The sequence below is a fragment of the Ornithinicoccus hortensis genome (assembly GCF_006716185.1).
In the GTDB taxonomy this organism is placed as follows: Bacteria; Actinomycetota; Actinomycetes; order Actinomycetales; family Dermatophilaceae; genus Ornithinicoccus; species Ornithinicoccus hortensis.
The window spans coordinates 2,388,376-2,414,578 of record NZ_VFOP01000001.1; the positions used below are offsets into that span (position 1 = coordinate 2,388,376).

At 71.4% G+C, this 26,203-nt stretch carries 24 protein-coding genes; 15 read left to right on the forward strand and 9 right to left on the reverse strand.

The window, feature by feature from the left end; all coding sequences use genetic code 11:
- Window positions 1-71 precede the first annotated feature (71 nt).
- The 3 genes from tpiA to FB467_RS11065 all read left to right on the forward strand — a co-directional run bounded on the left by tpiA (window position 72) and on the right by FB467_RS11065 (window position 1,694).
- On the forward strand, window positions 72-869 hold the full coding sequence (gene tpiA, locus FB467_RS11055) for a triose-phosphate isomerase (protein WP_141785143.1): 798 nt from the start codon (window positions 72-74) through the stop codon (window positions 867-869).
- Window positions 870-981: 112 nt separating this feature from the next.
- A complete protein-coding gene (gene secG, locus FB467_RS11060) occupies window positions 982-1,224 on the forward strand; it encodes a preprotein translocase subunit SecG (protein WP_141785144.1) in 243 nt (80 codons plus the stop codon).
- A gap of 101 nt (window positions 1,225-1,325) precedes the next feature.
- A complete protein-coding gene (locus FB467_RS11065) occupies window positions 1,326-1,694 on the forward strand; it encodes an RNA polymerase-binding protein RbpA (RefSeq protein WP_141785145.1) in 369 nt (122 codons plus the stop codon).
- A gap of 48 nt (window positions 1,695-1,742) precedes the next feature.
- Here FB467_RS11065 and pgl read toward each other — a convergent pair whose 3' ends face one another.
- From pgl to tkt, 5 genes are read right to left on the reverse strand one after another with little or no spacing between them, the layout of a single operon-like run.
- Window positions 1,743-3,602 carry a 6-phosphogluconolactonase gene (pgl, locus tag FB467_RS11070; protein WP_141785146.1) on the reverse strand — a complete coding sequence of 620 codons (1,860 nt, stop codon included), beginning with the start codon at window positions 3,600-3,602 and terminating at the stop codon, window positions 1,743-1,745.
- Complete coding sequence (zwf, locus tag FB467_RS11075; RefSeq protein WP_141785147.1) at window positions 3,599-5,149, reverse strand: glucose-6-phosphate dehydrogenase; 1,551 nt, start codon at window positions 5,147-5,149, stop codon at window positions 3,599-3,601. Before zwf ends, pgl begins: the two co-directional genes overlap by 4 nt.
- A complete protein-coding gene (locus tag FB467_RS11080; RefSeq protein WP_141785148.1) occupies window positions 5,146-6,777 on the reverse strand; it encodes a glucose-6-phosphate isomerase in 1,632 nt (543 codons plus the stop codon). Before FB467_RS11080 ends, zwf begins: the two co-directional genes overlap by 4 nt.
- The gene (tal, locus tag FB467_RS11085) at window positions 6,774-7,907 is read right to left on the reverse strand and encodes a transaldolase (protein ID WP_141785149.1); all 1,134 of its coding nucleotides are present in this window, start codon (window positions 7,905-7,907) and stop codon (window positions 6,774-6,776) included. The genes FB467_RS11080 and tal overlap by 4 nt, the downstream gene beginning before the upstream one ends.
- Window positions 7,908-7,945: 38 nt before the next feature.
- The gene (gene tkt, locus FB467_RS11090; protein WP_141785150.1) at window positions 7,946-10,159 is read right to left on the reverse strand and encodes a transketolase; all 2,214 of its coding nucleotides are present in this window, start codon (window positions 10,157-10,159) and stop codon (window positions 7,946-7,948) included.
- Window positions 10,160-10,336: 177 nt separating this feature from the next.
- On the opposite strand from tkt, the gene FB467_RS11095 reads away from it, so the two are divergent.
- Window positions 10,337-11,296: a heme o synthase gene (locus tag FB467_RS11095; protein WP_141785151.1), complete on the forward strand. Its 960-nt coding sequence runs from the start codon at window positions 10,337-10,339 to the stop codon at window positions 11,294-11,296.
- A 327-nt stretch (window positions 11,297-11,623) separates the two neighbouring features.
- Here FB467_RS11095 and FB467_RS11100 read toward each other — a convergent pair whose 3' ends face one another.
- Genes FB467_RS11100 through FB467_RS11110 form a run of 3 tightly spaced genes read right to left on the reverse strand, consistent with a single transcriptional unit; the run spans window position 11,624 to window position 13,967 of the window.
- The gene (locus FB467_RS11100) at window positions 11,624-12,529 is read right to left on the reverse strand and encodes a COX15/CtaA family protein (RefSeq protein WP_141785152.1); all 906 of its coding nucleotides are present in this window, start codon (window positions 12,527-12,529) and stop codon (window positions 11,624-11,626) included.
- A 14-nt stretch (window positions 12,530-12,543) separates the two neighbouring features.
- Window positions 12,544-13,323, reverse strand: a complete 780-nt coding sequence (locus FB467_RS11105; RefSeq protein ID WP_141785153.1) for an ABC transporter permease — start codon at window positions 13,321-13,323, stop codon at window positions 12,544-12,546.
- A complete protein-coding gene (locus tag FB467_RS11110) occupies window positions 13,320-13,967 on the reverse strand; it encodes an ABC transporter ATP-binding protein (RefSeq protein ID WP_141786617.1) in 648 nt (215 codons plus the stop codon). The genes FB467_RS11105 and FB467_RS11110 overlap by 4 nt, the downstream gene beginning before the upstream one ends.
- A gap of 180 nt (window positions 13,968-14,147) precedes the next feature.
- Here FB467_RS11110 and FB467_RS11115 point away from each other — a divergent pair, with 180 nt between their 5' ends.
- The 9 genes from FB467_RS11115 to FB467_RS11155 are packed head-to-tail and all read left to right on the forward strand — an operon-like array spanning window position 14,148 to window position 21,471.
- Entirely contained in the window at window positions 14,148-14,900 is a 753-nt protein-coding gene (locus FB467_RS11115) for a helix-turn-helix transcriptional regulator (RefSeq protein ID WP_141785154.1), read from the forward strand.
- Window positions 14,897-16,318: a Fe-S cluster assembly protein SufB gene (sufB, locus tag FB467_RS11120; RefSeq protein WP_141785155.1), complete on the forward strand. Its 1,422-nt coding sequence runs from the start codon at window positions 14,897-14,899 to the stop codon at window positions 16,316-16,318. The genes FB467_RS11115 and sufB overlap by 4 nt, the downstream gene beginning before the upstream one ends.
- Window positions 16,318-17,544: a Fe-S cluster assembly protein SufD gene (gene sufD, locus FB467_RS11125; RefSeq protein WP_141785156.1), complete on the forward strand. Its 1,227-nt coding sequence runs from the start codon at window positions 16,318-16,320 to the stop codon at window positions 17,542-17,544. The genes sufB and sufD overlap by 1 nt, the downstream gene beginning before the upstream one ends.
- Window positions 17,541-17,876, forward strand: a complete 336-nt coding sequence (locus FB467_RS11130; protein WP_141785157.1) for a non-heme iron oxygenase ferredoxin subunit — start codon at window positions 17,541-17,543, stop codon at window positions 17,874-17,876. Before sufD ends, FB467_RS11130 begins: the two co-directional genes overlap by 4 nt.
- Window positions 17,877-17,924: 48 nt before the next feature.
- A complete protein-coding gene (sufC, locus tag FB467_RS11135) occupies window positions 17,925-18,683 on the forward strand; it encodes a Fe-S cluster assembly ATPase SufC (protein ID WP_141785158.1) in 759 nt (252 codons plus the stop codon).
- A gap of 2 nt (window positions 18,684-18,685) precedes the next feature.
- Window positions 18,686-19,978: an aminotransferase class V-fold PLP-dependent enzyme gene (locus FB467_RS11140; RefSeq protein ID WP_141785159.1), complete on the forward strand. Its 1,293-nt coding sequence runs from the start codon at window positions 18,686-18,688 to the stop codon at window positions 19,976-19,978.
- On the forward strand, window positions 19,978-20,433 hold the full coding sequence (gene sufU, locus FB467_RS11145) for a Fe-S cluster assembly sulfur transfer protein SufU (protein ID WP_141785160.1): 456 nt from the start codon (window positions 19,978-19,980) through the stop codon (window positions 20,431-20,433). The genes FB467_RS11140 and sufU overlap by 1 nt, the downstream gene beginning before the upstream one ends.
- Window positions 20,434-20,465: 32 nt before the next feature.
- Window positions 20,466-20,795 carry a metal-sulfur cluster assembly factor gene (locus FB467_RS11150; protein WP_141785161.1) on the forward strand — a complete coding sequence of 110 codons (330 nt, stop codon included), beginning with the start codon at window positions 20,466-20,468 and terminating at the stop codon, window positions 20,793-20,795.
- 37 nt (window positions 20,796-20,832) lie between these two features.
- A complete protein-coding gene (locus FB467_RS11155) occupies window positions 20,833-21,471 on the forward strand; it encodes an acVLRF1 family peptidyl-tRNA hydrolase (protein WP_141785162.1) in 639 nt (212 codons plus the stop codon).
- Between the two features lie 57 nt (window positions 21,472-21,528).
- On the opposite strand, the gene ypfJ is transcribed toward FB467_RS11155, so the two are convergent.
- On the reverse strand, window positions 21,529-22,446 hold the full coding sequence (ypfJ, locus tag FB467_RS11160) for a KPN_02809 family neutral zinc metallopeptidase (RefSeq protein WP_141785163.1): 918 nt from the start codon (window positions 22,444-22,446) through the stop codon (window positions 21,529-21,531).
- Between the two features lie 132 nt (window positions 22,447-22,578).
- Between ypfJ and FB467_RS11165 the strand changes: the two genes are divergently transcribed.
- Both FB467_RS11165 and FB467_RS11170 read left to right on the forward strand, forming a co-directional pair.
- On the forward strand, window positions 22,579-24,177 hold the full coding sequence (locus FB467_RS11165; protein ID WP_141785164.1) for an ABC-F family ATP-binding cassette domain-containing protein: 1,599 nt from the start codon (window positions 22,579-22,581) through the stop codon (window positions 24,175-24,177).
- Between the two features lie 27 nt (window positions 24,178-24,204).
- Window positions 24,205-26,094, forward strand: a complete 1,890-nt coding sequence (locus tag FB467_RS11170) for an ABC transporter ATP-binding protein (protein WP_228393020.1) — start codon at window positions 24,205-24,207, stop codon at window positions 26,092-26,094.
- Window positions 26,095-26,203: the final 109 nt, after the last annotated feature.

The following is a 26,203-nucleotide window of genomic DNA, read 5'->3' on the forward strand; positions in this document are numbered from 1 at the left end:
GGCGTACCGTCCCCGCGGGAGCCCGACCCACGATTCCCACCCGACCCACGACATACGAGGACCGAGGCACGATGGCCGAGCGCATCCCGCTGCTGGCGGGCAACTGGAAGATGAACCTGGACCACCTCCAGGCCACCCACCTGGTGCAGAAGCTGGACTGGAGCCTGCGCGACGGCAAGCACGACTTCGCCGCCGTGGAGGTGGCGGTGCTGCCGCCGTTCACCGACCTGCGGTCGGTGCAGACGATCATCCAGGGCGACAAGCTGGCGATCCGGTTCGGCGGGCAGGACCTGTCCCAGCACGACGCGGGCGCCTACACCGGGGAGATCTCCGGGGCGTTCCTGGCCAAGCTGGGCTGCACCTACGTGGTCGTCGGGCACAGCGAACGCCGCGCGCTGCACGGCGAGGACGATGCCGTGGTGGCGGCGAAGGTCAGGGCCGCGCTGCGCCACGGGCTGAGCCCGATCCTGTGCGTGGGCGAGGCCCTGGAGGTGCGCCAGGCCGGCGAACAGGTCGCGCACGTGCTCGCCCAGCTGGACGCCGCCCTCGACGGCCTGACGGCCGAGGAGGTCGCACAGGTCGTGGTCGCCTACGAACCGGTCTGGGCGATCGGCACCGGCGAGGTGGCGACCCCGGCGGACGCGCAGGAGGTCTGCGGGGCGATCCGCACCCGGCTGGCCGAGCTGACGACCGGGGACACGGCCGACGGGGTCCGCATCCTCTACGGCGGCTCGGTCAAGCCCGGCAACGTCGCGGCGATCATGGCCGAGGAGGACGTCGACGGCGCCCTCGTGGGCGGCGCCTCGATCGAGGTGGACGACTTCAGCTCCATCTGCCGGTACCGCTCGCACCACGGGGGACAGGGCTGAGTCTCCTTCCCTCCCGACCGGTCGGCCCGTGCTGGCCGGTCCCGGGTGCCGCGTGGGTTACCCTGTTCTCTGCGCTCGTTCCTCGATCCAGCCCCCAACGTAAGGTGTTGTAGTGACCGTTGTCCGGATCTTCCTCGATGTGCTGCTGGCCCTGAGCAGCATCTTCCTGGTGCTGCTGATCCTCATGCACAAGGGTCGCGGTGGCGGCATGTCCGACATGTTCGGCGGGGGCATGTCCAGCAGCCTGGGCGGGTCGTCCGTGGCCGAGCGCAACCTGAACCGGATCACCATCGCCGTGTCCGTCATCTGGGTCACCGCGGTCACCGGCATCGGCCTGCTCATCCGGTTCGCCTGACGCGTCCTGCCCGGACCCGCCCGGTCGGGCGTCCTCCCTCGAAACCTGCTGGTCAGTGGGGTACTGTGCTCCCACATACCCCTGTGACGTGAGGAGCGACGGTGGTTGGGACGAATGCCATCCGAGGACGCCGGGTCGGAGCCGGCCCGATGGGGGAGGCCGAGCGCGGGGAGACCGCGCCCCGCGTCACCGTGACCTACTGGTGCGCCAACGGGCACGAGACCACGCCGAGCTTCGCCCACGACGACGCGCTGGAGGTCCCCGCGGAATGGGACTGCCCGCGGTGCGGCCTGCCGGCCGGTCAGGACCGCGAGAACCCGCCGGAGGCGCCGCGGACCGAGCCGTACAAGACGCACCTGGCCTACGTGAAGGAACGCCGCTCCGAGCAGGCGGGGGCCGAGTTGCTCGACGAGGCGCTGAAGGCGATGCGCGGGCGGGGCATCGGGAAGGGCCCACGGGCCGGCGACTGACCGGCCGATCGACCTGACCCACCCTCGGCGCCCGCCGGGGGAGGGCGGTCAGCCCTCGATGCCGGCCCCGTCCGCGACGGCCCGGTCCACCCACCAGACCGTCTCCAGCGTCCCCTGCGGCCAGGAGGCGGGCACCTGGGGGTCCTCCCGCTCGGCGCGCGCGGCCCGCACCGCGTCCGCCTTGTCCGCGCCCGCCACCGTGAACCACACCCGCTTGGCCCTCCGGATCGCCGGGACGGTCAACGAGACGCGCAGCGGCGGGGGCTTGGGGGAGTCGGTGACCGGGACCGTCGTCCGGTCGGTGACCAGCAGTTCCTCGCGGCCCGGGAAGAGCGAGGCGACGTGCGAGTCCGGGCCGACCCCGAGCAGCAGCACGTCGAACTCCGGCACCGGCACGGAGGCCCCCTCGGGGGCGTGCTCGGCCAGGGTGGCGGCGTAGCTGACGGCTGCCTGCGGCAGGTCCGCCTCGTCGGCGCCGGCGGGGACCGCGTGCACGTGACCGGGGGCGAGCGGCAACCGGTCCAGCCCGGCATCGACCGCCTGCTGCACGTTCCGGTCGGGGTCGCCCTCGGGGACGAAGCGTTCGTCGCCCCACCACACGTGCACGTGTTCCCAGGTCTGCGGGTCGGGCGACAGGTCGGCCAACGCCCCGACCGTGGCGGTGCCGAGCGAACCGCCCGTGACCACCAGGTGGGCCACGCCACGCTCGGCCACGGCGCGCTGCACCACGGCGTCCACCGCGGTGGCCACCGCCGCGGCCACCGACGGGGTGTCCTCGGCGATCCGCACGCTGCCGCGGGCGAACTCGGCCAGCCCCTGGTGGATCCGCTCGTCCAGCGCCGTCCCCTCGACCCGCTCCGAGGGGGCCGGCGCCCCCTCGAGGGCCTTGGTGGACAGTTCGGGGTGGTGGGTCTCGGCCAGTTCGGCCGGCTCCTCGGGTGCCTTGCCCTTGCGGACGGCCTCGCTGTGCGTCGTGGTGGACCTGCCGACCCGGGGTATGCCGTCCCGCACCGCCGAGGCGTAGACCTCGTCCGCGTCGAGCCGGCGCAACTCGGCCGCCAGCAGTTCCGGCAGCGTGGAGTCGGGCAACGGCACCTGCCGGGTGGGCTGGCCGGCCTGGCTCAGCGTCCCGACCTGCTCGGCGGACCCTGCCCTGGTGGCGACCAGGTCCACCGGGCCGCTGGCCCGTTCCAGGCGCACGGCCACCAGTCCGGTGCCGGCGGCGGTGCGTGCCACCTTCACCGGGACCTGCAGCGCGTCGGCGAGCCACCCGGCCATCAGGTCTGTGCTCGGGCTGTCCGCGTCCCCGGACACCGTCGCGGCCGTGACGTCCTCGTAGGGGGGCTGGTCCAGCGTCGCGGCGAGCAGCCCGCGCCAGCGGGTGAGCCGGGTCCAGGACAGGTCGGTGTCGCCCGGCTGGTAGTGCTTGGCCCGTCGGCGGAGCTCGGTGCGTGGCTTCGCACACCCGGAAGCATCCGTGATCCGGCGGTGCGCGATCTGCCCGAGGGGGCTGCCGGCAACGTCGTGGGGCGGGTCGTGCGGCCACCAGCCGACGATGGGGGAGTCGGGCAGCAGCAGCGCGGTGACCACCGACGCCGCCTGGTCGGCCAGTTCCCCGTAGAGGCGCAGCACCACGATCTCGCTGGCCCCGGCGTCGCCGCCGACGCGCACCTGGGCGTCCAACCGGTTAGCGCCGCGGCGGTTGGCGCGGACCACGACGATGATCCGGGCCGGGTGCTGCCGGGTGGCGTCGTTGGCCGCCCTGATCGCCTCGTCGGAGCCGGTGTCGTCGGTGACCACGAGCAGGGTCAGGACGCGGCCCATCGCCATCGCCCCGACGTCGTTGCGCAGCTGCAGCAGCTTCTTGCTGACCTCCTTGGCGGAGGTGCTGGGCAGGTCGATGATCACGGGAGCCTCCACTCACGGCCGTCTCGGCGCATCATCTCGTCCGCCTCCGGCGGACCCCAGGTGCCCGCCGGGTAGGTCTGTGGGGGCGTCCTGGTGCGCGACCAGTAGTCGATGACGGGGTCCAGGATCTGCCAGGACAGCTCGACCTCTTCGTGCCGCGGGAACAGCGGCGGATCGCCCAGCAGGACGTCCAGGATCAGCCGCTCGTAGGCCTCCGGGCTGGACTCGGTGAAGGAGGCGCCGTAGCCGAAGTCCATCGTGACGTCGCGTACCTCCATCTGGGTGCCGGGCACCTTGGATCCGAACCGCATGGTGACGCCCTCGTCCGGCTGGACCCGGATGACGACGGCGTTCTTGCCCAGTTCCTCGGTGGAGGTGCTGGAAAACGGCAGGTGTGGGGCCCGCTTGAAGACCACGGCGATCTCGGTGACCCGCTTGCCCAAGCGCTTCCCGGTGCGTAGGTAGAAGGGGACCCCCGCCCACCGCCGGGTGTCCACTTCGAGCTTGAGTGCGGCATACGTCTCGGTGCGGGAGGCCTGGGCGACACCATCCTCGTCGAGGTAGCCGACGACCGGTTCCCCGCCCTGCCAGCCGGCCACGTACTGTGCCCGGCTGGTGGCGGTGGCCAGGTCCTCGGGCAGCCGCAGCGACGCGAGCACCTTTTCCTTCTCGGTCCGCACTCCGCGTGCAGTGAAGGACACCGGCTCCTCCATCGCGGTGAGCGCGAGCAGTTGGAGCAGGTGGTTCTGGATGACGTCCCGTGCGGCCCCGACGTCGTCGTAGTATCCGGCGCGGCCGCCGATCCCGATGTCCTCGGCCATCGTGATCTGCACGTGGTCGACGTAGTTGGCGTTCCAGATTGGCTCGAACAACTGGTTGGAGAAGCGCAACGCCAGGATGTTCTGCACCGTCTCCTTGCCCAGGTAGTGGTCGATCCGGAAGATCGAATCCGCCGGGAAGACCGACTCGACGATCTCGTTGAGCTCCTGCGCACTCTCCAGGTTGTGACCGAACGGCTTCTCGATGACGACCCGCCGCCAGGTGCCCGGTTGCGGGTCGCTCAACCCGGACGCCTTCAGCTGCTCGCAGACCGGGGCGAACCAGTCCGGCGGGATGGACAGGTAGAACGCGTGGTTGCCGCCCGTGCCGCGCTCGTCGTCCAGCTTGCGCACGGTCCGGGCGAGCAGCTGGAAGGCATCGGGGTCGTCGAACGCCCCGGGAACGAAGCGGAACCCCTCCGCGAGGCTGCGCCAGACCTCTTCGCGGAACGGGGTTCGCGCGTGCTCCCGGACCGAGTCGTGGACCACCTTGCTGAAGTCCTGGTCGGCCCAGTCCCGCCGCGCGAAGCCGACCAGGGAGAACCCGGGTGGCAACAGACCCCGGTTGGCCAGGTCGTAGATGGCCGGCATCAGCTTCTTGCGTGCCAGGTCGCCGGTCACGCCGAACATCACCATGCTGCAGGGCCCGGCGATCCGGGGCAGCCGCTTGTCGTCGGGGTGACGCAGCGGGTTGTGCTCGGCGGTGACCGGTGCCGGACCCGGGCTCACGGCGTGCCCAGGGCCTGGCGGAGCTGGGCCAGTCCGGCGGCCTGGTCGGTGAGGTGGAGTCGCAGCACCGGGCGGCCGTGACCGGCCAGCACCTGGGCGTCCCCGGCGGCCTGGGCCGCGATGAAGGAGCCGAAGGTGTAGTCCTTGCCGGGCACCGGGTAGTCCGCGGCGGCCGTGCCGGTGACCTGCAGGTAGACCCCCACCGGCGGGCCACCCTTGTGGAACTGGCCGGTGCTGTGCAGGAAGCGGGGTCCCCAGCCGAAGGTGACCGGGCGGTGCAACGTCTCGGTCAGCGGGCCGGCGACGTCGGCCAGGTCGGCGTGGCTGAGTCGGTCCAGGTAGACCATGACCGCCAGGTAGCCCGCGTCGCGGTCCAGTGTGTCGAGCAGCGCCTTGACCGCGGTGGTGACGTCGTCGCCGACCGTGGCCGGGTCGAGGTTGGCGGCCCGGATCTCGACGGCGCCGTCGACCGCCAGGGGTACGTCGGAACCGCCGCCCCCGGAGGCCATCACCTCGCGTGCGGCCTGCTTGGCGCTCTCCACGTCGGGCTGGTCGAACGGGTTGATCCCGAGCACCCTCCCGGCGACCGCGGTAGCGACCTCCCAGAGCAGCAGCTGCGCGCCCAACGGGCCGCTGACCCGGACCAGGGACGCTGCCGCGCCGGCCGACGCTGGCTCCTCGTCCTCGTCCGCGTCGGCGGCCAGGTGCACGACCGTGACGTCGTCCGCCGCCCCGAGGACCGCCTCGGAGCCGGCGTCCGCCACGACCGGGAGCAGCCCGGTGCCCTCCTTGCCGGTGCTCTCGGCGATCAGCTGTTCGGCCCAGTCGGGGAACCCGACGATGCCCGAGCCCTGGTCGACGAGCAGCACCTTGTCCCGGAGCGGGGTCGCCCCGGCCAGGGCGGCCCCCAGGGTCAGCCCCGGGTTGCTGCGGTCGTCCTCGGCGAGCAGGTCGGCGATCTCCTCGGCCTCGTCGAGTAGTCCGGCGATGTCGGCCCCGGCCAGGCCCGAGGGGACCAGGCCGAACGCGGTGAGCGCGGAGTACCGCCCGCCGACCGCCGGGTCGGCGTTCACCACCCGGTAGCCGTCGGCGCGGGACTGCTGGTCCAGCGGGCTACCCGGGTCGGTGACGATGACGATCCGCTCGGTCGGGTCGATGCCGGCGTCGGTGAAGGCACCGATGAAGGCGCGCCGCTGGCTGTCGGTCTCCACCGTGGACCCGGACTTGGAGGACACCACGACGGCCGTGCGGTCCAGGCCCTCCTCGACGGCCGCCCGGACCATGTCCGGGTCGGAGGAGTCGAGCACTACCAGGTCGACGCCGGCCGTCGCGCAGATCACCTCGGGGGCCAACGAGGAGCCGCCCATCCCGCACAGCACGATGCGGTCGACGCCGCGTCCCCGCAGCTCCTCCCGCAGTGCCGCCACCTCGCCGACCAGGGGCCGCGAGCTCCGGTGCAGACCCACCCAGGACAGCCGCTTGCCGGCCTCGTCCTCGGCGGCCGGGCCCCAGAGGGTAGCGTCCTGCTGGAAGAGGCGGGAGGCGAAGGAGTCCTCGACCAGTCCCGGGACCACGCGCTCGGCCGCGTCGGCGGCGGCGCCGGACAGTTGGAGGGACAGGGCGTTCACTTGGCGTCCCCGGCGAACCTGTCCAACTCCTGCTGCACGTCGGCCAGGAGCTCGTCCCAGGACTTCTCGAACTTGTCCAGGCCCTCGACCTCCAGCGTCTCCACGACCTGGGCGTAGGAGACCCCGACCTTCTCCAGGCTCTCCAACACCTGCTGGGCGTCGTCGTAGTGCCCGGTCACCGCGTCGCCGGTCACCTGGCCGTGGTCCGCGGTCGCGTCGAGCGTCTTGCGGGGCATCGTGTTGACCGTGTTGGGGGCGACCAGCTCGGTGACGTAGAGGGTGTCGGGGTAGTCCGGGTTCTTCACGCCGGTCGAGGCCCACAGCGGACGCTGGGCGTGCGCCCCGTCGTCGGCCAGGTTCTGCCAGCGGGGGGTGCTGAAGACCTCCTCGTAGGCCTGGTAGGCCAGCCGGGCGTTGGCCACGCCGGCCTTGCCCTTGAGCGCCGTCGCCTCGTCGGTGCCCAGGGCGTCCAGCTGGCCGTCGATCTCGGTGTCCACCCGGGACACGAAGAAGGAGGCGACCGAGTGGATCGTGGACAGGTCGTGCCCGTTCTGCCGCGCCTGCTCCAGGCCGGTGAGGAAGGCATTCATCACCCCGCGGTAGCGGTCCAGGGAGAAGATCAGGGTCACGTTGACGCTGATCCCCTCGGCCAGGGTCTGGCTGATCGCGGGCAGGCCCTCCACCGTTGCCGGGATCTTGATGAACAGGTTGGGCCGGTCGATCTCGGCCCAGAGCTTCTTGGCCATCTCGACGGTGCCGGCGGTGTCCGCCGCAAGCTTCGGCTCGACCTCGATCGAGACCCGCCCGTCGACCCCGTTGGTGCGGTCGTAGACCGGCCGCATGATGTCGCAGGCGTTGCGCACGTCGGTGGTGGTCAGCGCGAAGACGGTGGCGTCCACGTCGGTCCCGGTCGCGGCCAGCTCCTTGACCTGGTCGGTGTAGGCCTCGCCCTGGGAGAGGGCGTTGGCGAAGATCGTCGGGTTGGTGGTGACCCCGACGACATACAGGTCATCGATGAGGGACTGGAGCCCGCCGTCGGTGATCATCGAACGGTTGAGGTCGTCGAGCCAGATGGAGACGCCTGCCTCGGACAGGTCGGCGAGTGGGTTCGTGGTCTGCTGTTCGGTCATCGGTCTCTTCTTCCGTATCTCGTGGTCGGGCGCGCCGCTCAGGCGTCGCCGAGGGTCTGCTCGCTGCCGCTCGGGTCGGCGGGGGTGCTCTGCGCCGGGGCTTCGTCGCCAGCCGCGGCCGCGATCGACTCGCGGGCGGCAGCGGCGACGGCCTCCGCGGTGATCCCGAACTCGGTGTACAGCCGCTGGTAGTCGGCCGAGGCGCCGAAGTGCTCCAGGCTGACCGTGCGGCCGGCGTCACCGACCAGCTCGCGCCAGCCCTGGGCGATGCCGGCCTCGACGCTGACCCGGGCCCGCACGTCGGGGGGCAGGACCTCGTTGCGGTAGGACTGGTCCTGGGCGTCGAACCACTCCCGGCAGGGGAGCGACACGACCCGGGCGGACACGCCCTCGGCGGCCAGGATGTCGCGGGCCTGGACCGCGAGCTGGACCTCCGACCCGGTGCCGATGAGGATCACGTCGGGGGAGTCGCCCTCGGCGTCGGCCAGCACGTACCCGCCCCTGGCCACACCGTCCACCGAGGCGAACTTCTCCCGGTCGAAGGTCGGCACGTTCTGCCGAGTCAGCACCAGGGCGGTTGGGCGGTCCGTGTGCTCCAGCGCCGAGCGCCAGGCGGCAGACGTCTCGTTGGCGTCGGCCGGTCGGACAACGTCCAGACCCGGGATCGCGCGCAGCGCAGCCAGGTGTTCGACCGGCTGGTGGGTCGGCCCGTCCTCGCCGAGCCCAATCGAGTCGTGGGTCCACACGTAGATGACCGGCTGCTGCTGGAGTGCTGCGAGGCGCACGGAGGGACGCATGTAGTCGGAGAAGACCAGGAAGGTTCCACCGTACGGGCGGGTCAGGCCCTCCAGCGCGATCCCGTTCAGGATCATCCCCATCCCGTGCTCTCGGATCCCGAAGTGCAGGGTGCGGCCGTAGAGGTCGCCCGGGAAGGCGTCGGTGGCCTTGGCCGGCGGGACGAAGCTCGGCTGCCCCTTCATGGTCGTGTTGTTCGACCCTGCAAGGTCGGCCGAGCCGCCCCACAACTCGGGCAGGACGTCGGCCAGTGCGGTCAGGACGTCTCCGGACGCGGCCCGCGTGGCCTTGCCCTTCTCGTCCGCGGGGAAGACGGGCAGGGCATCGGCCAGGTTGTCCGGCAGCCGGCGCTCGACCAGTCGGTCCAGCAGCGCGGCCCGCTCGGCGTCGGCGTCCCGCCAGGCCTGGTAGGTCTTGTCCCACTCGGCGTGCGCGGTCTTCCCGCGCTCGACGACCTGGCGGACGTGGGCGAGGACCTCCGGCTCCTCCGGGAAGGCGACGTCCGGGTCGAAGCCCAGGAGCTTCTTGGTGGCCGCGATCTCGTCGTCGCCGAGGGCGGACCCGTGTGAGGCGCCGGTGTCCTGCTTGGTCGGCGCGGGCCAGGCGATGATGGTGCGCAACAGCACCAGGGTCGGCCGGTCCACGCTGGCGCGGCTGGCCTCGAGGGCGGCCAGCAACGCGTCGATGTCCTCGGTGTAGGGCTCGGCCTCGCGCCAGTCGACCGTGATGACCTCCCAGCCGTAGGCCTCGTAGCGCTTGGCCACGTCCTCGGAGAAGGAGATGTCCGTGTCGTCCTCGATGGAGATGAAGTTCTGGTCGTAGACGACGGTCAGGTTGCCGAGCTCCTGGTGGCCGGCCAGCGAGCTGGCCTCCGAGGACACGCCCTCCATCAGGTCACCGTCCGAAGCGATCACCCACACGTGGTGGTCGAACGGGGAGTCCCCGGCCGCGGCGTCCGGGTCCAGCAGCCCGCGCTGCCGCCGCTGGGCCATCGCCATACCCACGGCGGAGGCCATGCCGGACCCGAGGGGGCCGGTGGTGATCTCGACGCCGGTGGTGTGGTGGACCTCCGGGTGCCCCGGGGTCAGGCTGCCCCAGGTGCGGAGCGACTTGAGGTCGTCCATCTCCAGGCCGTAGCCGTTGAGGTAGAGCTGGACGTACTGGGTGAGGCTGGAGTGGCCGGCCGAGAGGACGAACCGGTCGCGACCCAGCCAGTGCGGGTCGCTCGGGTCGTGCCGCATCACCTGTTGGTAGAGCAGGTAGGCGACGGGAGCCAGGCTCATCGCCGTCCCCGGGTGCCCGTTCCCGACCTTCTGGACGGCGTCGGCGGCCAGCACCCTGGCCGTGTCGACCGCACGGATATCGAGGTCGGTCCACCCGGCGTTCTCCGCGACCGGCCTGGCGAGGCCCTCGTCGCGGTTTCCGGTGACCTTGGTGTCGGCTACCTGATCAGACATCTGGCACTCCTCACTGAAGAACTCGGGCGATGAGCGGCGGAATGCCGGGCCCGTCTGGATTCTCCCCCGACTCTAGTGCGCGGGCCCGACCCACGCAGCACCCCCCGGGCGGGTACCATCGAGACGCAACCTCCGGCATACCGGCCGGCATCCACCCGACCATCGCGAAGGGACACTGTGACCACCTTGGACCGCCGCCCTCCTACAGCCGGGGCGTCCGCGCCAGAGCGAGGGTGGCAGCAGGTGGTCGGCGACTACGTGTCGTTGACCAAGCCGAGGATCATCGAGCTGCTCCTGGTCACGACCTTCCCGGTGATGTTCCTGGCCGAGCGTGGCGTCCCGTCGATCTGGCTGATCCTGGCGACCCTCGTGGGCGGCTCGCTGTCGGCGGGCTCGGCGAACACCCTGAACTGCTACCTGGACCGCGACATCGACGCGCGGATGCACCGCACCGAGAACCGACCGCTGGTGACCGGCGCGATCAGTCCCCGCAACGCGATGATCTTCGGGGTCGTCCTCGGGGTGGCGTCGGTGGTCTGGCTCGGCGTGCTGGTCAACTGGCTGTCCGCCTGGCTGGGGCTCGCCGCGATCGTGCTCTATGTCGGCTTCTACACCCTGCTGCTAAAGCGCCGGACGAGCCAGAACATCGTCTGGGGTGGTGTCGCCGGCTGCATGCCGGTGCTGATCGGCTGGTCCGCGGTGACCAACAGCCTCGACTGGCCCGCGCTGGTGCTCTTCCTGGTCGTCTTCTTCTGGACGCCGCCGCACTACTGGCCGCTGTCGATGCGGTTCAAGGAGGACTACGCCAACGCCGGCGTCCCGATGCTGCCGGTCGTCGCCGAGGACATCGCGGTGGGGCGCCAGGTCGTGGTCTATTCCTGGGTGACCGTGCTGGTCTCGCTAGCCCTCGTCCCGGTCGCCGACATGGGGTGGATCTACACCGTCACGGCGGTCGTCGCCGGCGCGGTCTTCCTGGTCGAGGCCCACGGCCTGTTGAGCCGGGCGCGTCACGGCGTCACCGGCACCGGCCTCCGGGCGATGCGGCTGTTCCACTACTCGATCAGCTACCTGACCCTGTTGTTCCTGGGCGTGGCCGTCGACCCCCTGCTCCACTGGGCCCTCCCCATCTCCTTCTGACCCCCTCTCGACCGGACGCGCGACCTGGCGGTTTTCACCCCCGACCGGACGCGTGACCGGTCGGCTTTCACTCCCGACCGGACGCGTGACCGGTCGGCTTTCACCCCATCCAGACGTGTGATCGGGCGGCTTCACCCGCGACCGAGCGCGCGACCGGGCGGTCTCCGTCTCGGGCGCGGCGACGGGACCGACCGATGGCGGGCTCGGTCAGGGGTCAGGATCGCCCGACGAGCCGTCCGGTGGGCACTGGCGACCGCCAGGTGAGACGTCTGGTGGGGGTTGGAGGCCGCCAGGTGAGGCGTCTGGTGGGGGTTGGAGGCCGCCAGGTCACGCGTCTGGTCGGGGGTTGGGGGTGGCGTGCTCGTTGAGGGTGAGGATGCCGAGGGTGACGGTGAGGGTCAGGAGGGCGGCGCCGAGCATGTGGACGAGGACGAGGAACTCGGGGAGGCCAGCGAGGTACTGGGTGTAGCCGATCAGGCCCTGGGCCAGCGAGATCAGCATGACGTAGCCCCAGATCTCCCGGGACCGGCGCGCGTCGGGGACCAGGGTGGTGGCCACGAGCATCGCGAGCACCAGGCCGATGAAGAGCATCACGGAGTCGGCGTGCAGCCAGGAGATGGTCCGCGGGTCGAAGCCGAACCGGGCCGGGTCGTTCGCGTCACCGGAGTGCGGCCCGGAGCCGGTGACGACCGTCCCGAGGACCAGCACGGCGACCAGGACCAGGGCGGTGAGCCAGCCGAGGCGCTGCACGATGACCGGGACGAGGCTGCGGGGCGGCCCGTCGGGTTGGCGCTCGCGCCACACCAGGGCGGTGCTGATCGCGACCAGGCCCATCGAGATCAGGAAGTGCGCCATGACCGTGGTCGGGTGCAGACCGGTGCGCACCGTGATGCCGCCGAGCACTCCCTGCAGGACGGTGAATCCGATGATCAGGCCGGCGAGCAGCGGCAGGCCCCGGCGGTGCCGAGCCCAGCGCCAGACCCCCACGACCGCGGCAAGGGCGGCGAAACCCACCAGGATGCTCAGCATCCGGTTGCCGAACTCGATGTAGGGGTGGTAGCTGGCCGAGTCCTCCAGGACCGGGGTGTAGGAGCCGGGGTGGCACTCCGGCCACGTGGGACAACCCAGGCCGCTCCCGGTGAGCCGGACCAGGCCGCCGGTGACCACGATGAGCACTTGGAGGACCAGGTTGGCGAGCAGGATCCGGCGCAGCCAGGGGGAGGTGGGGGTCACTGCCTCATGGTAGGTCAGTCGCTCCAGCGCAGGACGCGGGTCACCAGCAACGAGGTGCCGGCCGCCCAGACCAGCAGCACCAGGGCAGCGACGAGGTCCAGCCGCCCCTCCACCAGGGCGGCGCGCATGCCGTCGCCGAGCGCGCCGGACGGCAGCATCCGGGCGATCGGGCCAAGCGCGCCGGGGAGCTGCTCGGTCGGGACGAGGACACCGCCACCGGCCACGAGCACGATCCAGATCAGGTTGGCCAGGGCCAGCACGCCCTCGGCGCGGAGCGTGCCACCAAGCAGGAGCGCGAGACCGGCGAAGGCCGCGGTCCCAAGGAGGCCGACGAGGAGCGCCAGGGGGATCCCGACGGGGTCCGGGCGCCAGCCGAGCGCCAGCGCGGTCACCCCGAGGACCAGGAGCTGGACGGCGAGCACCACCAGCACAGACAGCGCCTTGGCCGCCAGCAGCCCGGACCGGCCCAGCGGCGTGGTGCCGAGCAGGCGCAGCACGCCGTAGCGGCGTTCGAAGGCCAGCAGGATCGCCTGACCGGTGAAAGCGGTGGACATCACGGCCATCGCGGCGACACCCGCCGCGGCCAGGTCGACCCGTCGGCCGGACCCGAGGTCGGGGGTGGAGCCCATCGCCAGCCCGACCAGGGCCATCAGCGGCAGGACCACCGAGACCAGGAGCTGCTCGCCGTGGCGCAACAGGCCGGTGGCCTCGAACCTGGCCTGGGCCAGCACCCGTCGCGAGGGCGTGGCCGGACCGGCGTGTCCGGAGCGGGCGGTGTCGGTGCCGGCCGTCATCCCGCGTCCGCCAGTTCGGTCAGCGCAAAGTATGCGTCCTCCAGCTTCCCGTCGCCCGACACCTCGGCGACGGTGCCCTCGGCCACCGCGCGGCCGGTGGTCACAATCACCACGTGGTCGGCGAGCCGGTCGGCTTCCTCGAAGGAGTGCGTGGTCACCAGGACGGTCGCGCCCGCGGCGGCCGTCTCGCGGATCAGGCTCCAGACGTCCCGGCGGACGTGCGGGTCCAGCCCGGCGGTCGGCTCGTCCAGGAAGAGCACGTCAGGGCGGCCCACCAGCGCGGCCGCGAGCGCCACCCGCTGCCGCTGGCCCCCGGACAGCCGCCGGATGGTGGTGCCGGCGAACTCGGGGATCCGCAACGTCTCCGCGAGTTCGGTGACGTCGGCGGGCCGGGCGTAGAACGTGGCGAGGTGGTGCAGCAACGCCATCGGGCGCACCTGTTGCGGGAGCCCGCCGTCCTGCAGCATGACGCCCACCCGGGCGCGGTGCGCGGGGCCGGCCTGCCAGGGATCGGTGCCGAGCACCTCGACCCGGCCCGAGTCGGCGTGCTGCAGCCCCTCAGCGATCTCTACGGAGGTGGTCTTGCCCGCGCCGTTCGGCCCCAGCAGGGTGGTGACCTGACCGGGGGCGGCGGTCCACGACATACCGTCCAGGGCGCGGACCGAACCGAAGCGGCGGGTCACCTCGTGCAAGCGGATCACGAAGGGAAACTGTAGGCGACGACGGCGGGGGAGCAGGCACCGCGTCCCGACCGCCCGAGCACCCCCCCAAGGTTAGGCTTCCCTGGCTTGGTTCCGCCGGCGTAAATAGGTCACACTGGGCTTGTGTTTATTGCCGACGGCGCTGCCGAATCCCGCACGCGGGACCGCGTCCGTCGTGCCATCGGCGAGCAGGGGCCGGTCTCGGCCCGGGAACTCGCCAAGGTCCTGGGACTGACCCCGGCCGCCGTGCGCCGGCACCTGGACGCGCTGAGCGAGGCCGGGATGATCGCCGAGCACGAGGCGACGGTAGCGGGCGGGTCCCGCGGCCGTGGGCGCCCGGCCCGCAGTTTCGTCCTGACCGGGATCGGTCAGGAGCAGTTCGAGACCAGCTACGACGGTATCGCCACGGCCGCCCTGCGGTTCCTCGGCGAGCACGCCGGGGAGGACGCCGTGGTCGCGTTCGCCGAGGAGCAGGTCGCCGAGCTCGAGGAGCGCCTCGTGTCCGTGGTCGAGGCGGCGGGCGAGGACATCACGGCCCGCACCGAGGCGCTGGCCGCGGCCCTGTCGGCCGCGGGGTATGCCGCCAGTACCCGCCCTGTTGGTGAGGGAACGGGCCTGACCGGCATACAGTTGTGTCAAGGACACTGCCCGGTGCGCAATGTGGCCACCGAGTTCCGCCAGATCTGTGACGCGGAGACCGAGGCGTTCTCCCGACTGCTGGGCGTGCACGTGCAGCGCCTGGCCACGCTCGCCGGCGGCGAGCACGTCTGCACCACGTTCGTACCCACCGGGGCGCTGGCGGTTGCCCAGCGTCCCGACCCTGTCCATGCCCCACCGGCCACCGAGTCGACTCACGAAGAGAGGTCCTCGCGATGAGCACCAACATTGAAGAGCTGAACCCAGGTCTGAAGGACCTGGGCCGTTACGAGTACGGCTGGTCCGACTCGGATGCGGCCGGCGCCACCGCCCGGCGGGGCCTGGACGAGGAGGTCGTGCGCGACATCTCCCGGCTCAAGAACGAGCCCGAGTGGATGCTGGACATCCGGCTCAAGGCGCTGCGCCTGTTCGGCAAGAAGCCGATGCCGACGTGGGGGTCGGACCTGTCCGACATCGACTTCGACAACATCAAGTACTTCGTGCGCTCCACCGAGAAGCAGGCCACCACCTGGGACGAGCTGCCCGAAGACATCAAGAACACCTACGACCGGCTGGGCATCCCCGAGGCCGAGAAGCAGCGGCTGATCGCCGGCGTCGCGGCCCAGTACGAGTCCGAGGTCGTCTACCACCAGATCCGTGAGGACCTGGAGGAGCAGGGCGTCCTCTTCCTGGACACCGACACCGCGCTGCGCGAGCACGAGGACCTGTTCCGCGAGTACTTCGGCTCGGTCATCCCGGTCGGCGACAACAAGTTCGCCTCGCTGAACACCTCCGTATGGAGTGGCGGCTCGTTCGTCTACGTGCCGCCGGGCGTCCACGTGGAGATCCCGCTGCAGGCCTACTTCCGGATCAACACCGAGAACATGGGCCAGTTCGAGCGGACCCTGATCATCGCCGACGAGGGCTCCTCCGTGCACTACGTCGAAGGCTGCACCGCCCCGATCTACCAGTCCGACAGCCTGCACTCGGCCGTCGTGGAGATCATCGTCAAGAAGAACGCCCGGGTGCGCTACACGACGATCCAGAACTGGTCGAACAACGTCTACAACCTGGTCACCAAGCGCGCCACCTGCGCCGAGGGCGCCACCATGGAGTGGATCGACGGCAACATCGGCTCCAAGGTCACCATGAAGTACCCGGCCGTCTACCTGCTCGGAGAGCACTCCAAGGGGGAGACCCTGTCGGTCGCCTTCGCCGGTGAGGGCCAGCACCAGGACGCCGGCGCGAAGATGGTGCACGCCGCCCCGCACACCTCCTCGACCATCGTGTCCAAGTCGGTGGCCCGTGGCGGTGGCCGCACCTCCTACCGGGGCCTGGTGCAGGTGCTGGCCGGGGCCGCGCACAGCAAGTCCAGCGTGGTCTGCGACGCCCTCCTGGTCGACCAGATCTCCCGCTCGGACACCTACCCGTATGTCGACGTCCGCGAGGACGACGTCCAGATGGGCCACGAGGCGACCGTCTCCAAGGTGTCCGAGGACCAGATGTTCTACCTGATGTCCCGCGGTATGTCCGAGACCGAGGCCATGGCCATGATCGTGCGCGGGTTCGTCGAGCCCATCGCCCGTGAGCTGCCGATGGAGTACGCCCTCGAGCTGAACCGCCTGATCGAGCTGCAGATGGAAGGAGCCGTCGGCTGATGACCCTGGTCACCGACACCACCAACGCGCCCCGCGCGACCGACCACACCGACCCACAGTCCCAGGTGGGACGGGTGCCGGACGAGTCCCGTGCGGCCCGCACCCGGTCCTTCGACGTGGCGGACTTCCCGGTCCCCAACGGTCGCGAGGAGGAATGGCGCTTCACCCCGATCGACCGGCTCGGCGGCGTCTTCGCCGACGAGGCGACCGACGACCGGTCCGGCGACCACGCCGCGGACTTCGACGTCCAGGTGCCCGAGGGCGTCACCGTCGACAGACTGGCCCTGGGGCAGGCGCCCCGCGGCACCGTGCTGGTCCCGGAGGACCGCGGCGCCGTGGTCGCCTCCGCGAACACCGCCGAGGCGCTGCACGTCAAGGTGCCCGCCGACGCCGAGTATGCCGAGCCGCTGCGGATCACCGTCCACGGCAACGGCGCCGGTCGGCGCAGCAACGCCCACTACGTGCTGGAGACCGGTGCGCACAGCAAGGCGCTGGTCGTGCTCAACCACACCGGCAGCGCGGACCACACCGGCAACCTTGAGGTCGTCGTCGGGGACGGCTCCGACCTCACCGTCGTCTCCCTGCAGCAGTGGGAGGACGACGCGGTGCACCTGGGCCAGCACGAGGCCCGGGTCGGGCGCGACGCGACCTACAAGCACATCGCGGTCACCCTCGGCGGCTCCATCGTCCGGGTGAACAGCAACGTCACCTACGGCGGCAACGGCGGCAACGCCACGCTGCTCGGGGTGTACTTCGCCGACGCCGGTCAGCACCTGGAGCACCGCTCCTTCATCGACCACAACGCGCCGCACTGCGAGTCCCTGGTCACCTACAAGGGCGCCCTGCAAGGCGAGACCGCGCGCACCGTGTGGGTCGGCGACGTGCTGATCCGCAAGGAGGCCGAGGGGATCAACACCTACGAGCTGAACCGCAACCTGGTCCTCACCGACGGCGCCCGCGCCGACTCGGTGCCGAACCTGGAGATCGAGACCGGCGACATCGCCGGGGCCGGTCACGCCAGCTCCACCGGTCGCTTCGACGACGAGCAGCTGTTCTACCTGATGTCCCGTGGCATCGACGAGGCCGAGGCGCGCCGCCTGGTGGTGCGTGGCTTCTTCGCCGACATCATCGCCAAGATCGGCGTCCCCGAGGTCGTCGACAAGCTGATGACGGCCATCGAGGAAGAGCTGGCCAAGGACATGGGAGAGACGGTCCAGCCGGCATGAGCGCCCAGCCCGAGGACCGGGGATTCGTGCGGGTCTGCACCCTGCAGGACCTGCCGGAGGTCGGTGCGGTGCGCGCCGACTTCGACGGCAGGATGGTCACGATCGCGAGGGACTCCCGCGGGGAGGTCCACGCCTTCGACGACACCTGCACGCACGAGAACATCTCCCTGGCCGAGGGCGAGGTCGACGGCACCAGCATCGAGTGCTGGCTGCACGGCTCCCGGTTCGACATGGTCTCCGGGCGCCCGACCAGCCTGCCCGCGACGCAACCCGTCGTCGTGCACACCGTGAAGATCCAGGGCGACGACGTCTACGTCGCCATCAACGACTGAAGACCTGCCGGCACCACGGCATACCGACACAACGAGGACGAAGAACAGATGACCACTCTTGAGATCCGTGACCTGCACGTCAGCGTCGAGACCGAGGCCGGCCCGAAGCCGATCCTGAAGGGCGTCGACCTGACCGTGAACTCCGGTGAGACGCACGCCCTGATGGGCCCCAACGGCTCCGGCAAGTCCACCCTGGCCTACTCGGTGGCCGGCCACCCGAAGTACACCGTGACCAGCGGCACCGTGACCCTGGACGGCGAGGACGTGCTCGCGATGGGCGTCGATGAGCGCGCCCAGGCCGGGCTGTTCCTGGCCATGCAGTACCCGGTCGAGGTGCCGGGCGTGACGGTCTCCAACTTCCTGCGGTCGGCCAAGACCGCCGTCGACGGCGAGGCCCCGAAGCTGCGGCACTGGGTCAAGGACGTCAAGGAGGCGATGACCGCCCTGCGGATGGACACCTCCTTCGCCGAGCGCAACGTCAACGAGGGCTTCTCCGGCGGTGAGAAGAAGCGCCACGAGATCCTGCAGATGGAGCTGCTGCAGCCCAAGATCGCGATCCTCGACGAGACCGACTCCGGTCTGGACGTCGACGCGCTCAAGGTCGTCTCCGAGGGCGTCAACCGGGTCAAGGAGAACACCGGGCTCGGCGTCATGCTGATCACCCACTACACCCGCATCCTGCGCTACATCCAGGCCGATCAGGTGCACGTCTTCATCGAGGGGCGGATCGCCGAGTCCGGTGGGCGCGAGCTGGCCGACCGCCTCGAGGAAGAGGGCTACGACCGCTACCTCACGGTGCAGGCCTGAGCATGCCCGCCTTCACGGATGTGGAGTTGGCCCGGATCCGGGCCGACTTCCCCATCCTGTCCCGGACCGTGCGCGGGGGGCGGCCGCTGGTCTACCTGGACAGCGGCGCCACCTCGCAGAAGCCGGGATGCGTGCTGGACGCGGAGCAGGAGTTCTACACCCAGCACAATGCCGCCGTGCACCGGGGCGCGCACCAGCTGGCCGAGGAGGCCACGGACGCCTTCGAGCGGGCCCGGGCCGTCGTGGCCGGGTTCATCGGTGGGCGGCCCGGGGAGGTCGTCTTCACCAAGAACGGCACCGAGGCGATCAACCTGGTCGCGTATGCGATGAGCAACGCGGGCGCGCCCGGCGCCGTCGACGGGGCCGACCCGGAGGTGGCCGCCCGGCTGCGACTGGGGCCCGGTGACGAGATCGTGGTCACCGAGATGGAGCACCACGCCAACCTGGTGCCGTGGCAGGAGCTGGCCCGGCGCACCGGGGCGACCCTGCGATGGATCGGCGTCACGGACGACGGCCTGCTCGGCGACCCCGGCGAGGTGGTGGGGCCGCGCACCAAGGTGCTCGCCTTCACCCAGGTCTCCAACGTGCTGGGCACCGTCAACGACGTCGCCCCGCTGGTGGCCGCGGCCCGCGAGGTCGGGGCGCTGACCCTGGTCGACGCCTGCCAGTCCGTGCCGCACCTGCCGGTCGACGTGGCCGCCCTCGGGGTGGACTTCCTGGCGTTCACCGGGCACAAGGTCCTCGGCCCCTCGGGGATCGGCGTGCTCTGGGGGCGCACCGAGCTGCTGGCGGCGATGCCCCCGTTCCTGACCGGCGGCTCGATGATCGAGGTGGTCCGGATGGAGGGGTCCAGCTACGCCCCGCCGCCGCAGCGCTTCGAGGCGGGGGTCCCGGTGACCGCGCAGGCGGTCGGCCTGGCCACCGCCTGCGAGTACCTCGCCGAGCTCGGCATGGACCGGGTCGCCGCGCACGACCGCGAGCTGACGGCCTACACCCTGGCCGCACTGGCCGAGCGCCCCTGGGTGCGGACGCTGGGTCCCGCGGACCCGGCGCTCCGGGCCGGCGCGGTCGCGTTCACCGTCGACGGCGTCCACCCGCACGACGTCGGGCAGATCCTGGACGACCAGGGCATCGCGGTCCGCACCGGACACCACTGCGCCTGGCCGTTGCACCGTCGGCTGCGGATCCCGGCGAGCACCCGGGCCAGTTTCCACGTCTACACCACGACGGAGGAGATCGACGCCTTCGTCGCCGCGCTGGACCTGGTGCCCGGGGTCTTCGGGGTGAGCGCCTGATGGACCTGTATGCCGAGTTGATCCTCGAGCACTCCAAACGGCCGCAGCACGCCGGGCTGCGCGAGCCCTTCGACGCCGAGGTGCACCACGTCAACCCGACGTGCGGTGACGAGGTGACCCTGCGGGTGAGACTGGACGGCGACGTGGTGCGCGACGTGTCCTACGACGCGATGGGCTGCGCGATCTCGATCGCCTCCAGCTCCGTCCTGGCCGAGGAGACCATCGGGCACACCGTGCCGCAGGCCCTGGCCAGTTACCGGGCGATGCGGGCGATGCTGACCAGCAAGGGCCAGGATCCCGGCGACCCGCAGCAGATCGGTGACGGCGTGGCCTTCGCCGGGGTCTCCAACTACCCGGCCCGGGTCAAGTGCGCGCTGCTCGGCTGGGCGGCCTTCACCGATGCCCTCGCCCGAGCCGGCGCGGCCGTCCCTGACGCCGCCGACGTGACATCCTGAGAAGTACACGACCTCGTCCCTGAGGAGGAGCGATGAGCCAGACCGCCACCACCCCGCCCAACGTCGCCGATGTCGAGGAGGCCCTGCGCGACGTCGTCGACCCCGAGCTCGGGATCAACGTCGTCGACCTCGGCCTCGTCTACGGCGTGACCGTCGACGCGCAGTCCCACACGGTCATCGACATGACCCTGACCAGTGCGGCCTGCCCGCTCACCGAGGTGATCGAGGAGCAGATCGAGCAGGCACTGGAGGGCCTGGTCAGCAGCCACCGGATCAATTGGGTCTGGATGCCGCCGTGGGGGCCGGACAAGATCACCCCCGAGGGCCGCGAGCAGCTGCGCGCCCTGGGCTTCAACGTCTGAGACGCTGACCGGTCCCGGCGCGCCGGCGCCCCGGCTGATCGAGGTCGACCCCGCCCGGCTCGGGCGCTGGGTCGACGGCTTCGCCGAGCGGCACGGGACGCTGCGCTGGACAACTCCCGAAGGGGAGCCCGGCGTGGTCCGGCTCGTGGCCGACGACGGCTCGGTCGCGGACCTGCAGACCTGGCCGGCGCCCGACAGTGCCGCCGTCCCGACGTCCCGTCGCGAACTGGTGGGGTGGGGGAGTCCGCCGCAGACGCTGGGCCTGGTGCTGCTGCGCAGGGGCGGGTATGCCGTGGGCCGGGCGAGCGGGGACCGGCTGGTGGACCACAAGTGCGGCACCCGCTACGTGCAGTCCCGCACTGCCGCGGGTGGCTGGTCCCAACAGCGCTTCGCCCGGCGACGGGGCAACCAGGCGGACGCCCTGGTCGGCACGGTGACCGACTTGGTCCTGGACCGTCTCGGAGGTGCCGGACTGGAGGGGCTGGTGGCGGGCGGGGACAAGGCCCTGGTGCGCCAGGTGTTGGCGGAGCCCCGGCTGGCGGACCTGACCGGGCTGCCACGACGGGAGTTCTACGACATCCCCGACCCGCGCCTGACGGTGCTGGAGCACGCGCTGCGCCGGGGGCGGGCCGTCCGCGTCCGGCTCCGGGAGTCCGCCTCCGCGGTAGGCGACTGAGACCCGGCCGGGCGGCTGACGCGCCCGGCCGGGGAACCACCCACCGGCGGTCCCGGGTCAGCCCAGGTCGTCGGCCGCGAAGGTGTCGCAGGCGTTCGGGTCGCCGCTCTCGTATCCGGTCATGAACCAGTGCTTGCGCTGCTCCGAGGAGCCGTGCGTCCAGTTCTCCGGGGTGACCCGGCCCTGCATCTGCTCCTGGATCCGGTCGTCGCCGACCGCCTCGGCCGCGGACAGCGCCGAGGAGATCTGGTCCTCGGTGACCCGCTCGAGCATGGCGTCGGACTCGTCGCCGGTGCGGGTGCCGTCCGCGTGGGCGACCCACACGCCGGCGAAGCAGTCGGCCTGCAGCTCCACCCGGACCGCGCCGGACTCCGGGCCCTGCGGGTCCTGCTGGGCCCGGTTGAGCAGCCCCAGCTGGTTCTGGACGTGGTGGCCGTACTCGTGGGCCACGACATACATCTGGGCGAGCGGTCCGCCGTCGGCGCCCATCTGCTCCAGCTGCTGGAAGAAGCTGACGTCGATGTAGACCTGCTGGTCCAGCGGGCAGTAGAACGGCCCGACCTGGCTGTTGGCCGCGCCGCAGCCGGTCTGCACCGCCCCGGAGAACATGATGGTCTTCGCCGGCTGGTAGCCGTCGGCCGCGGAGTTCCAGTACTGCTGGACGCTGTTGACGGTGCCGATCACCCGGCAGTCGGCGTGCTCGTTGGCGTCCGCGCCGGTCTGGCAGTGCGAGAAGTCGCCGGTGGCGTCCTCCTGGTCGTCCACCACGTTGCTCGTGCTGAAGTTCCACGGGCCCTGCGCGCCGCCGATGCCGCCCCCGCCGCCGCCCAGGCCCTGGATGAGCATGTAGAGGATGACCAGGAGCAGACCGCCCACGCCGCCACCGACCGCGATGCCACCACCGCCGCGGCGGCCGCCACTTCCGCCCCCGCCGACCTGGGACCTGTCGAGCCGAGCATTCTCCTTGAACGTCATCCTGCCTCCGTGCGGGTGCGGATCCGGATCCTGGGTGTGACCCAGGATATGGCGGCGACAGAACAGTCGCGTCCCGCGTAGACTAACCAGTCGGCCCGTTTCAGACACGACATATGAGGAGTTGCAGTTTCGGTGATCGTGGCAACGGGTGTGGAGCTGCGTGCGGGCGCACGCCTGCTGATGGACGAGGTGACCTTCCGGGTAGGGCCCGGGGACCGGGTCGGACTGGTGGGGCGCAACGGCGCCGGCAAGACCACCCTGACCAGGGTGCTCGCCGGTGAGGGGCAGCCCGCCGCGGGCACGGTGACCCGGTCCGGGGAGGTCGGCTACCTGGCCCAGGACCCGCGGACCGGTGACCTCGACGTGCTGGCCCGCGACCGCATCCTGTCCGCCCGGGGGCTGGACACCATCCTGCGCGAGCTGCGGGTCGCCGAGGGGGCGATGGCCAGCGGGGAGGACACCGTCCGCGAGCGGGCGATGAACCGGTATGCCCGGCTCGACGCGGAGTTCGACGCCCGGGGCGGGTATGCCGCGGAGTCCGAGGCCGCCTCGATCGCCTCCAGCCTGGGCCTGCCCGACCGGGTGCTCGGCCAGCCGCTCCGCACGCTCTCCGGTGGTCAGCGGCGCCGGGTGGAGCTCGCCCGGATCCTGTTCTCCGGCGCCAGCACGCTGCTGCTGGACGAGCCGACCAACCACCTGGACGCCGACTCGATCGCCTGGCTGCGCGACTACCTGAAGACCTACCCAGGTGCCCTCCTGGTGATCTCGCACGACGTGGCGCTCATCGAGACCGTGGTCAACCGGGTCTTCCACCTGGACGCCAACCGCGGCGAGATCGACCAGTACAACATGGGCTGGAAGCAGTACCTGGTCCAGCGGGAGACCGACGAGCGGCGCCGCCGCCGCGAACGGGCCAACGCCGAGAAGAAGGCCGGTGCCCTGTTGGCCCAGGCCGACAAGATGCGGGCCAAGGCGACCAAGGCGGTGGCCGCGCAGAACATGGCCCGCCGGGCCGAGCGGCTGCTGGCCTCCGTGGAGCAGGAGCGGGTCAGCGACAAGGTCGCCAAGCTGCGCTTCCCGACCCCGGCGGCCTGCGGCAAGACGCCGCTGACGGCCGAGGGGCTGTCCCGGTCCTACGGTTCGCTGGAGGTGTTCACCGACGTCGACCTGGCCATCGACCGCGGCTCCAAGGTCGTCGTGCTGGGCCTGAACGGTGCCGGCAAGACGACGCTGCTGCGGATCCTGGCGGGGCTGGACGCACCGGACACCGGGGAGGTCGTCCCGGGCCACGGGCTCAAGCTGGGCTACTACGCGCAGGAACACGAGACGCTCGACGTCTCGCGGAGCGTGCTGGACAACATGAAGTCGGCGGCCCCGGACCTGGGGGAGACCGAGACCCGCAAGGTGCTCGGCTCGTTCCTGTTCTCCGGCGACGACGTCGAGAAGCCCGCCCGGGTGCTGTCCGGCGGGGAGAAGACCCGGCTGGCGCTGGCCATGCTGGTCGTCTCGGCAGCCAACGTGCTGCTGCTCGACGAGCCCACCAACAACCTGGACCCGGCCAGCCGCGAGGAGGTCCTGGCCGCGCTGCGCTCCTACGCCGGGGCCGTGGTGCTCGTCAGCCACGACGAGGGGGCGGTGGCCGCACTCGAGCCCGAGCGTGTGCTGTTGCTGCCCGACGGTGACGAGGACCACTGGGGTCCGGACTACCTGGACCTGATCGCCCTCGCCTGAGGGCCGCGACGAGGAGGTGAGGCGCCGGTGACGATCGGACGGGGTCAGGGACCGGGAGCGGTGGTCCGGGGCTTCACCAAGGACGGTGCGGTCACCGACCACCGGCTGCAGCGCGGCACGGTCCGGCGCGTGGCGGCATACGGCCGGAGGTTCCTTCCCCAGATCACGGTCTTCCTGGTGCTCACCGTGCTCGCCGCGGCCCTGGTCACGGCGGTGCCGCTGGTGCTGCGCGCGATCATCGACGACGGGGTGGTCCCGGGGGACCGGCGGGTGGTGATCGTGCTCGGCGGCCTCGTGGCGGTGCTCGCGCTGCTGGAGGCCCTGCTCACCGTGGCCATCCGGCTCTACTCGGCCCGGATCGGGGAGGGCCTGATCCTGGACCTGCGCAGCGAGGTCTTCGCGCACGTGCTGCGCCAGCCGATCGCGTTCTTCACCCGGGCGCAGACCGGCGCGCTGGTCAACCGGCTGAACACCGACGTGATCGGCGCCCAACAGGCGTTCACCAGCATCCTGTCCGGGCTGGTCAGCAACCTGGTGTCGCTGGCGCTGACGCTCGGCGTGCTGGTCACCATGTCCTGGCAGATCACCCTGCTGGCGCTGCTCCTGCTGCCGGTCTTCCTGGTCCCGGCCAAGCTGATGGGGGACCGGCTCTCCGCGCTCACCCGGCGGCAGATGAACCTCAACGCCGAGCTGGCCACCCGGATGACCGAGCGGTTCAACGTGGCCGGCGCCCTGTTGGTGCGGCTGTTTGGCCGCCCCGAGGAGGAGAACCGGGAGTATGCGGCACGCGCGGCCGGGGTCCGCGACGCCGGGGTCTCGATCGCGCTGAACCGGGCGGTGTTCATGGCCGGCCTGGCCATGGTCGCCGCGCTCGCGACCGCCCTCGTCTACGGGATGGGCGGGCTGATGGCCGTCGCCGGCCAGCTGTCGGTGGGCACGCTGGTGGCGATGGCCGCCCTGATCGGGCGCGTCTATGGGCCGCTCACGGCGCTGTCCAACGCCCGGGTCGACATCATGACCGCGCTGGTCTCCTTCGAGCGGATCTTCGAGGTGCTCGACCTCGAACCGTTGGTGACCGAGGCTCCCGACCCGACCGCAGTCCCCGATGGGCCGGTCGGGGTGGAGCTGGACGGCGTGACCTTCGCCTACCCCTCCGCCGAGGAGGTGTCGGTGGCCTCCCTCGAGCAGCGGCCGGGCGCGGAGCACGAGGACGGACGGCCCGTGCTGCGCGGGGTGACCGCCCGGATCGAGCCCGGCCAGCTGGTCGCCTTAGTCGGCCCCAGCGGCGCCGGCAAGACCACGTTGACCAACCTGGTCCCCCGGTTGTACGACCCGAGCGAGGGGACCGTCCGGGTCGGTGGGGTGGACCTGCGCGAGGTCGAGCTCGGGTCGCTGCGGGAGACGGTGGGCGTGGTCACCCAGGAGGCCCACATGTTCAACGACTCTATCCGGGCCAACCTGCTGTATGCCGACCCCGCGGCCACCGAGGACGCCATCTGGGAGGCGTTGCGGGCCGCGCAGGTCGAGGCCCTGGTGTCCTCGCTGCCGGACGGCCTGGACACGGTGGTGGGGGACCGGGGCCACCGGCTGTCCGGGGGCGAGAAGCAACGGCTCGCGCTGGCCCGGCTGCTGCTGCGCTCACCCCGGGTGGTGGTGCTGGACGAGGCGACCGCCCACCTGGACAGCGAGTCCGAGGCGGCCGTGCAACGGGCCCTGGACGCCGCGCTCGAGGGCCGGACCTCGCTGGTCATCGCGCACCGGCTGTCCACCATCCGGGACGCCGACCAGATCCTGGTCCTCGACCGGGGCCGGATCGTGCAGCGCGGGACGCACCAGGAGCTGCTGGCCGAGGGCGGGCTCTACCGGGTGCTGCACGACACGCAGTTCCGGGAGCAGCCCCGCGAGCGCCGGGGCTGACGGGCGAGGCCCACTGGTAGACGGTTGGGGGCACTGGTGGCACGGTCGACCGTGCTACCAGTGCCCCGAACGTTCTCCTAGTCGCGGACGGTGACACCTCCGGCAGCCG

What these genes read in the sequence shown, in the direction of transcription:
- FB467_RS11130 (WP_141785157.1), top strand. Translation starts at nt 17,541, where the DNA reads ATGAGCGCCCAGCCCGAGGACCGGGGATTCGTGCGGGTCTGCACCCTG.
- ypfJ (WP_141785163.1), bottom strand. Translation starts at nt 22,446, where the DNA reads ATGACGTTCAAGGAGAATGCTCGGCTCGACAGGTCCCAGGTCGGCGGG.
- tkt (WP_141785150.1), bottom strand. Translation starts at nt 10,159, where the DNA reads ATGTCTGATCAGGTAGCCGACACCAAGGTCACCGGAAACCGCGACGAG.
- sufC (WP_141785158.1), top strand. Translation starts at nt 17,925, where the DNA reads ATGACCACTCTTGAGATCCGTGACCTGCACGTCAGCGTCGAGACCGAG.
- FB467_RS11150 (WP_141785161.1), top strand. Translation starts at nt 20,466, where the DNA reads ATGAGCCAGACCGCCACCACCCCGCCCAACGTCGCCGATGTCGAGGAG.
- sufB (WP_141785155.1), top strand. Translation starts at nt 14,897, where the DNA reads ATGAGCACCAACATTGAAGAGCTGAACCCAGGTCTGAAGGACCTGGGC.
- tpiA (WP_141785143.1), top strand. Translation starts at nt 72, where the DNA reads ATGGCCGAGCGCATCCCGCTGCTGGCGGGCAACTGGAAGATGAACCTG.
- FB467_RS11110 (WP_141786617.1), bottom strand. Translation starts at nt 13,967, where the DNA reads ATGTCGTGGACCGCCGCCCCCGGTCAGGTCACCACCCTGCTGGGGCCG.
- tal (WP_141785149.1), bottom strand. Translation starts at nt 7,907, where the DNA reads ATGACCGAACAGCAGACCACGAACCCACTCGCCGACCTGTCCGAGGCA.
- sufD (WP_141785156.1), top strand. Translation starts at nt 16,318, where the DNA reads ATGACCCTGGTCACCGACACCACCAACGCGCCCCGCGCGACCGACCAC.
- sufU (WP_141785160.1), top strand. Translation starts at nt 19,978, where the DNA reads ATGGACCTGTATGCCGAGTTGATCCTCGAGCACTCCAAACGGCCGCAG.
- FB467_RS11140 (WP_141785159.1), top strand. Translation starts at nt 18,686, where the DNA reads ATGCCCGCCTTCACGGATGTGGAGTTGGCCCGGATCCGGGCCGACTTC.
- FB467_RS11105 (WP_141785153.1), bottom strand. Translation starts at nt 13,323, where the DNA reads ATGACGGCCGGCACCGACACCGCCCGCTCCGGACACGCCGGTCCGGCC.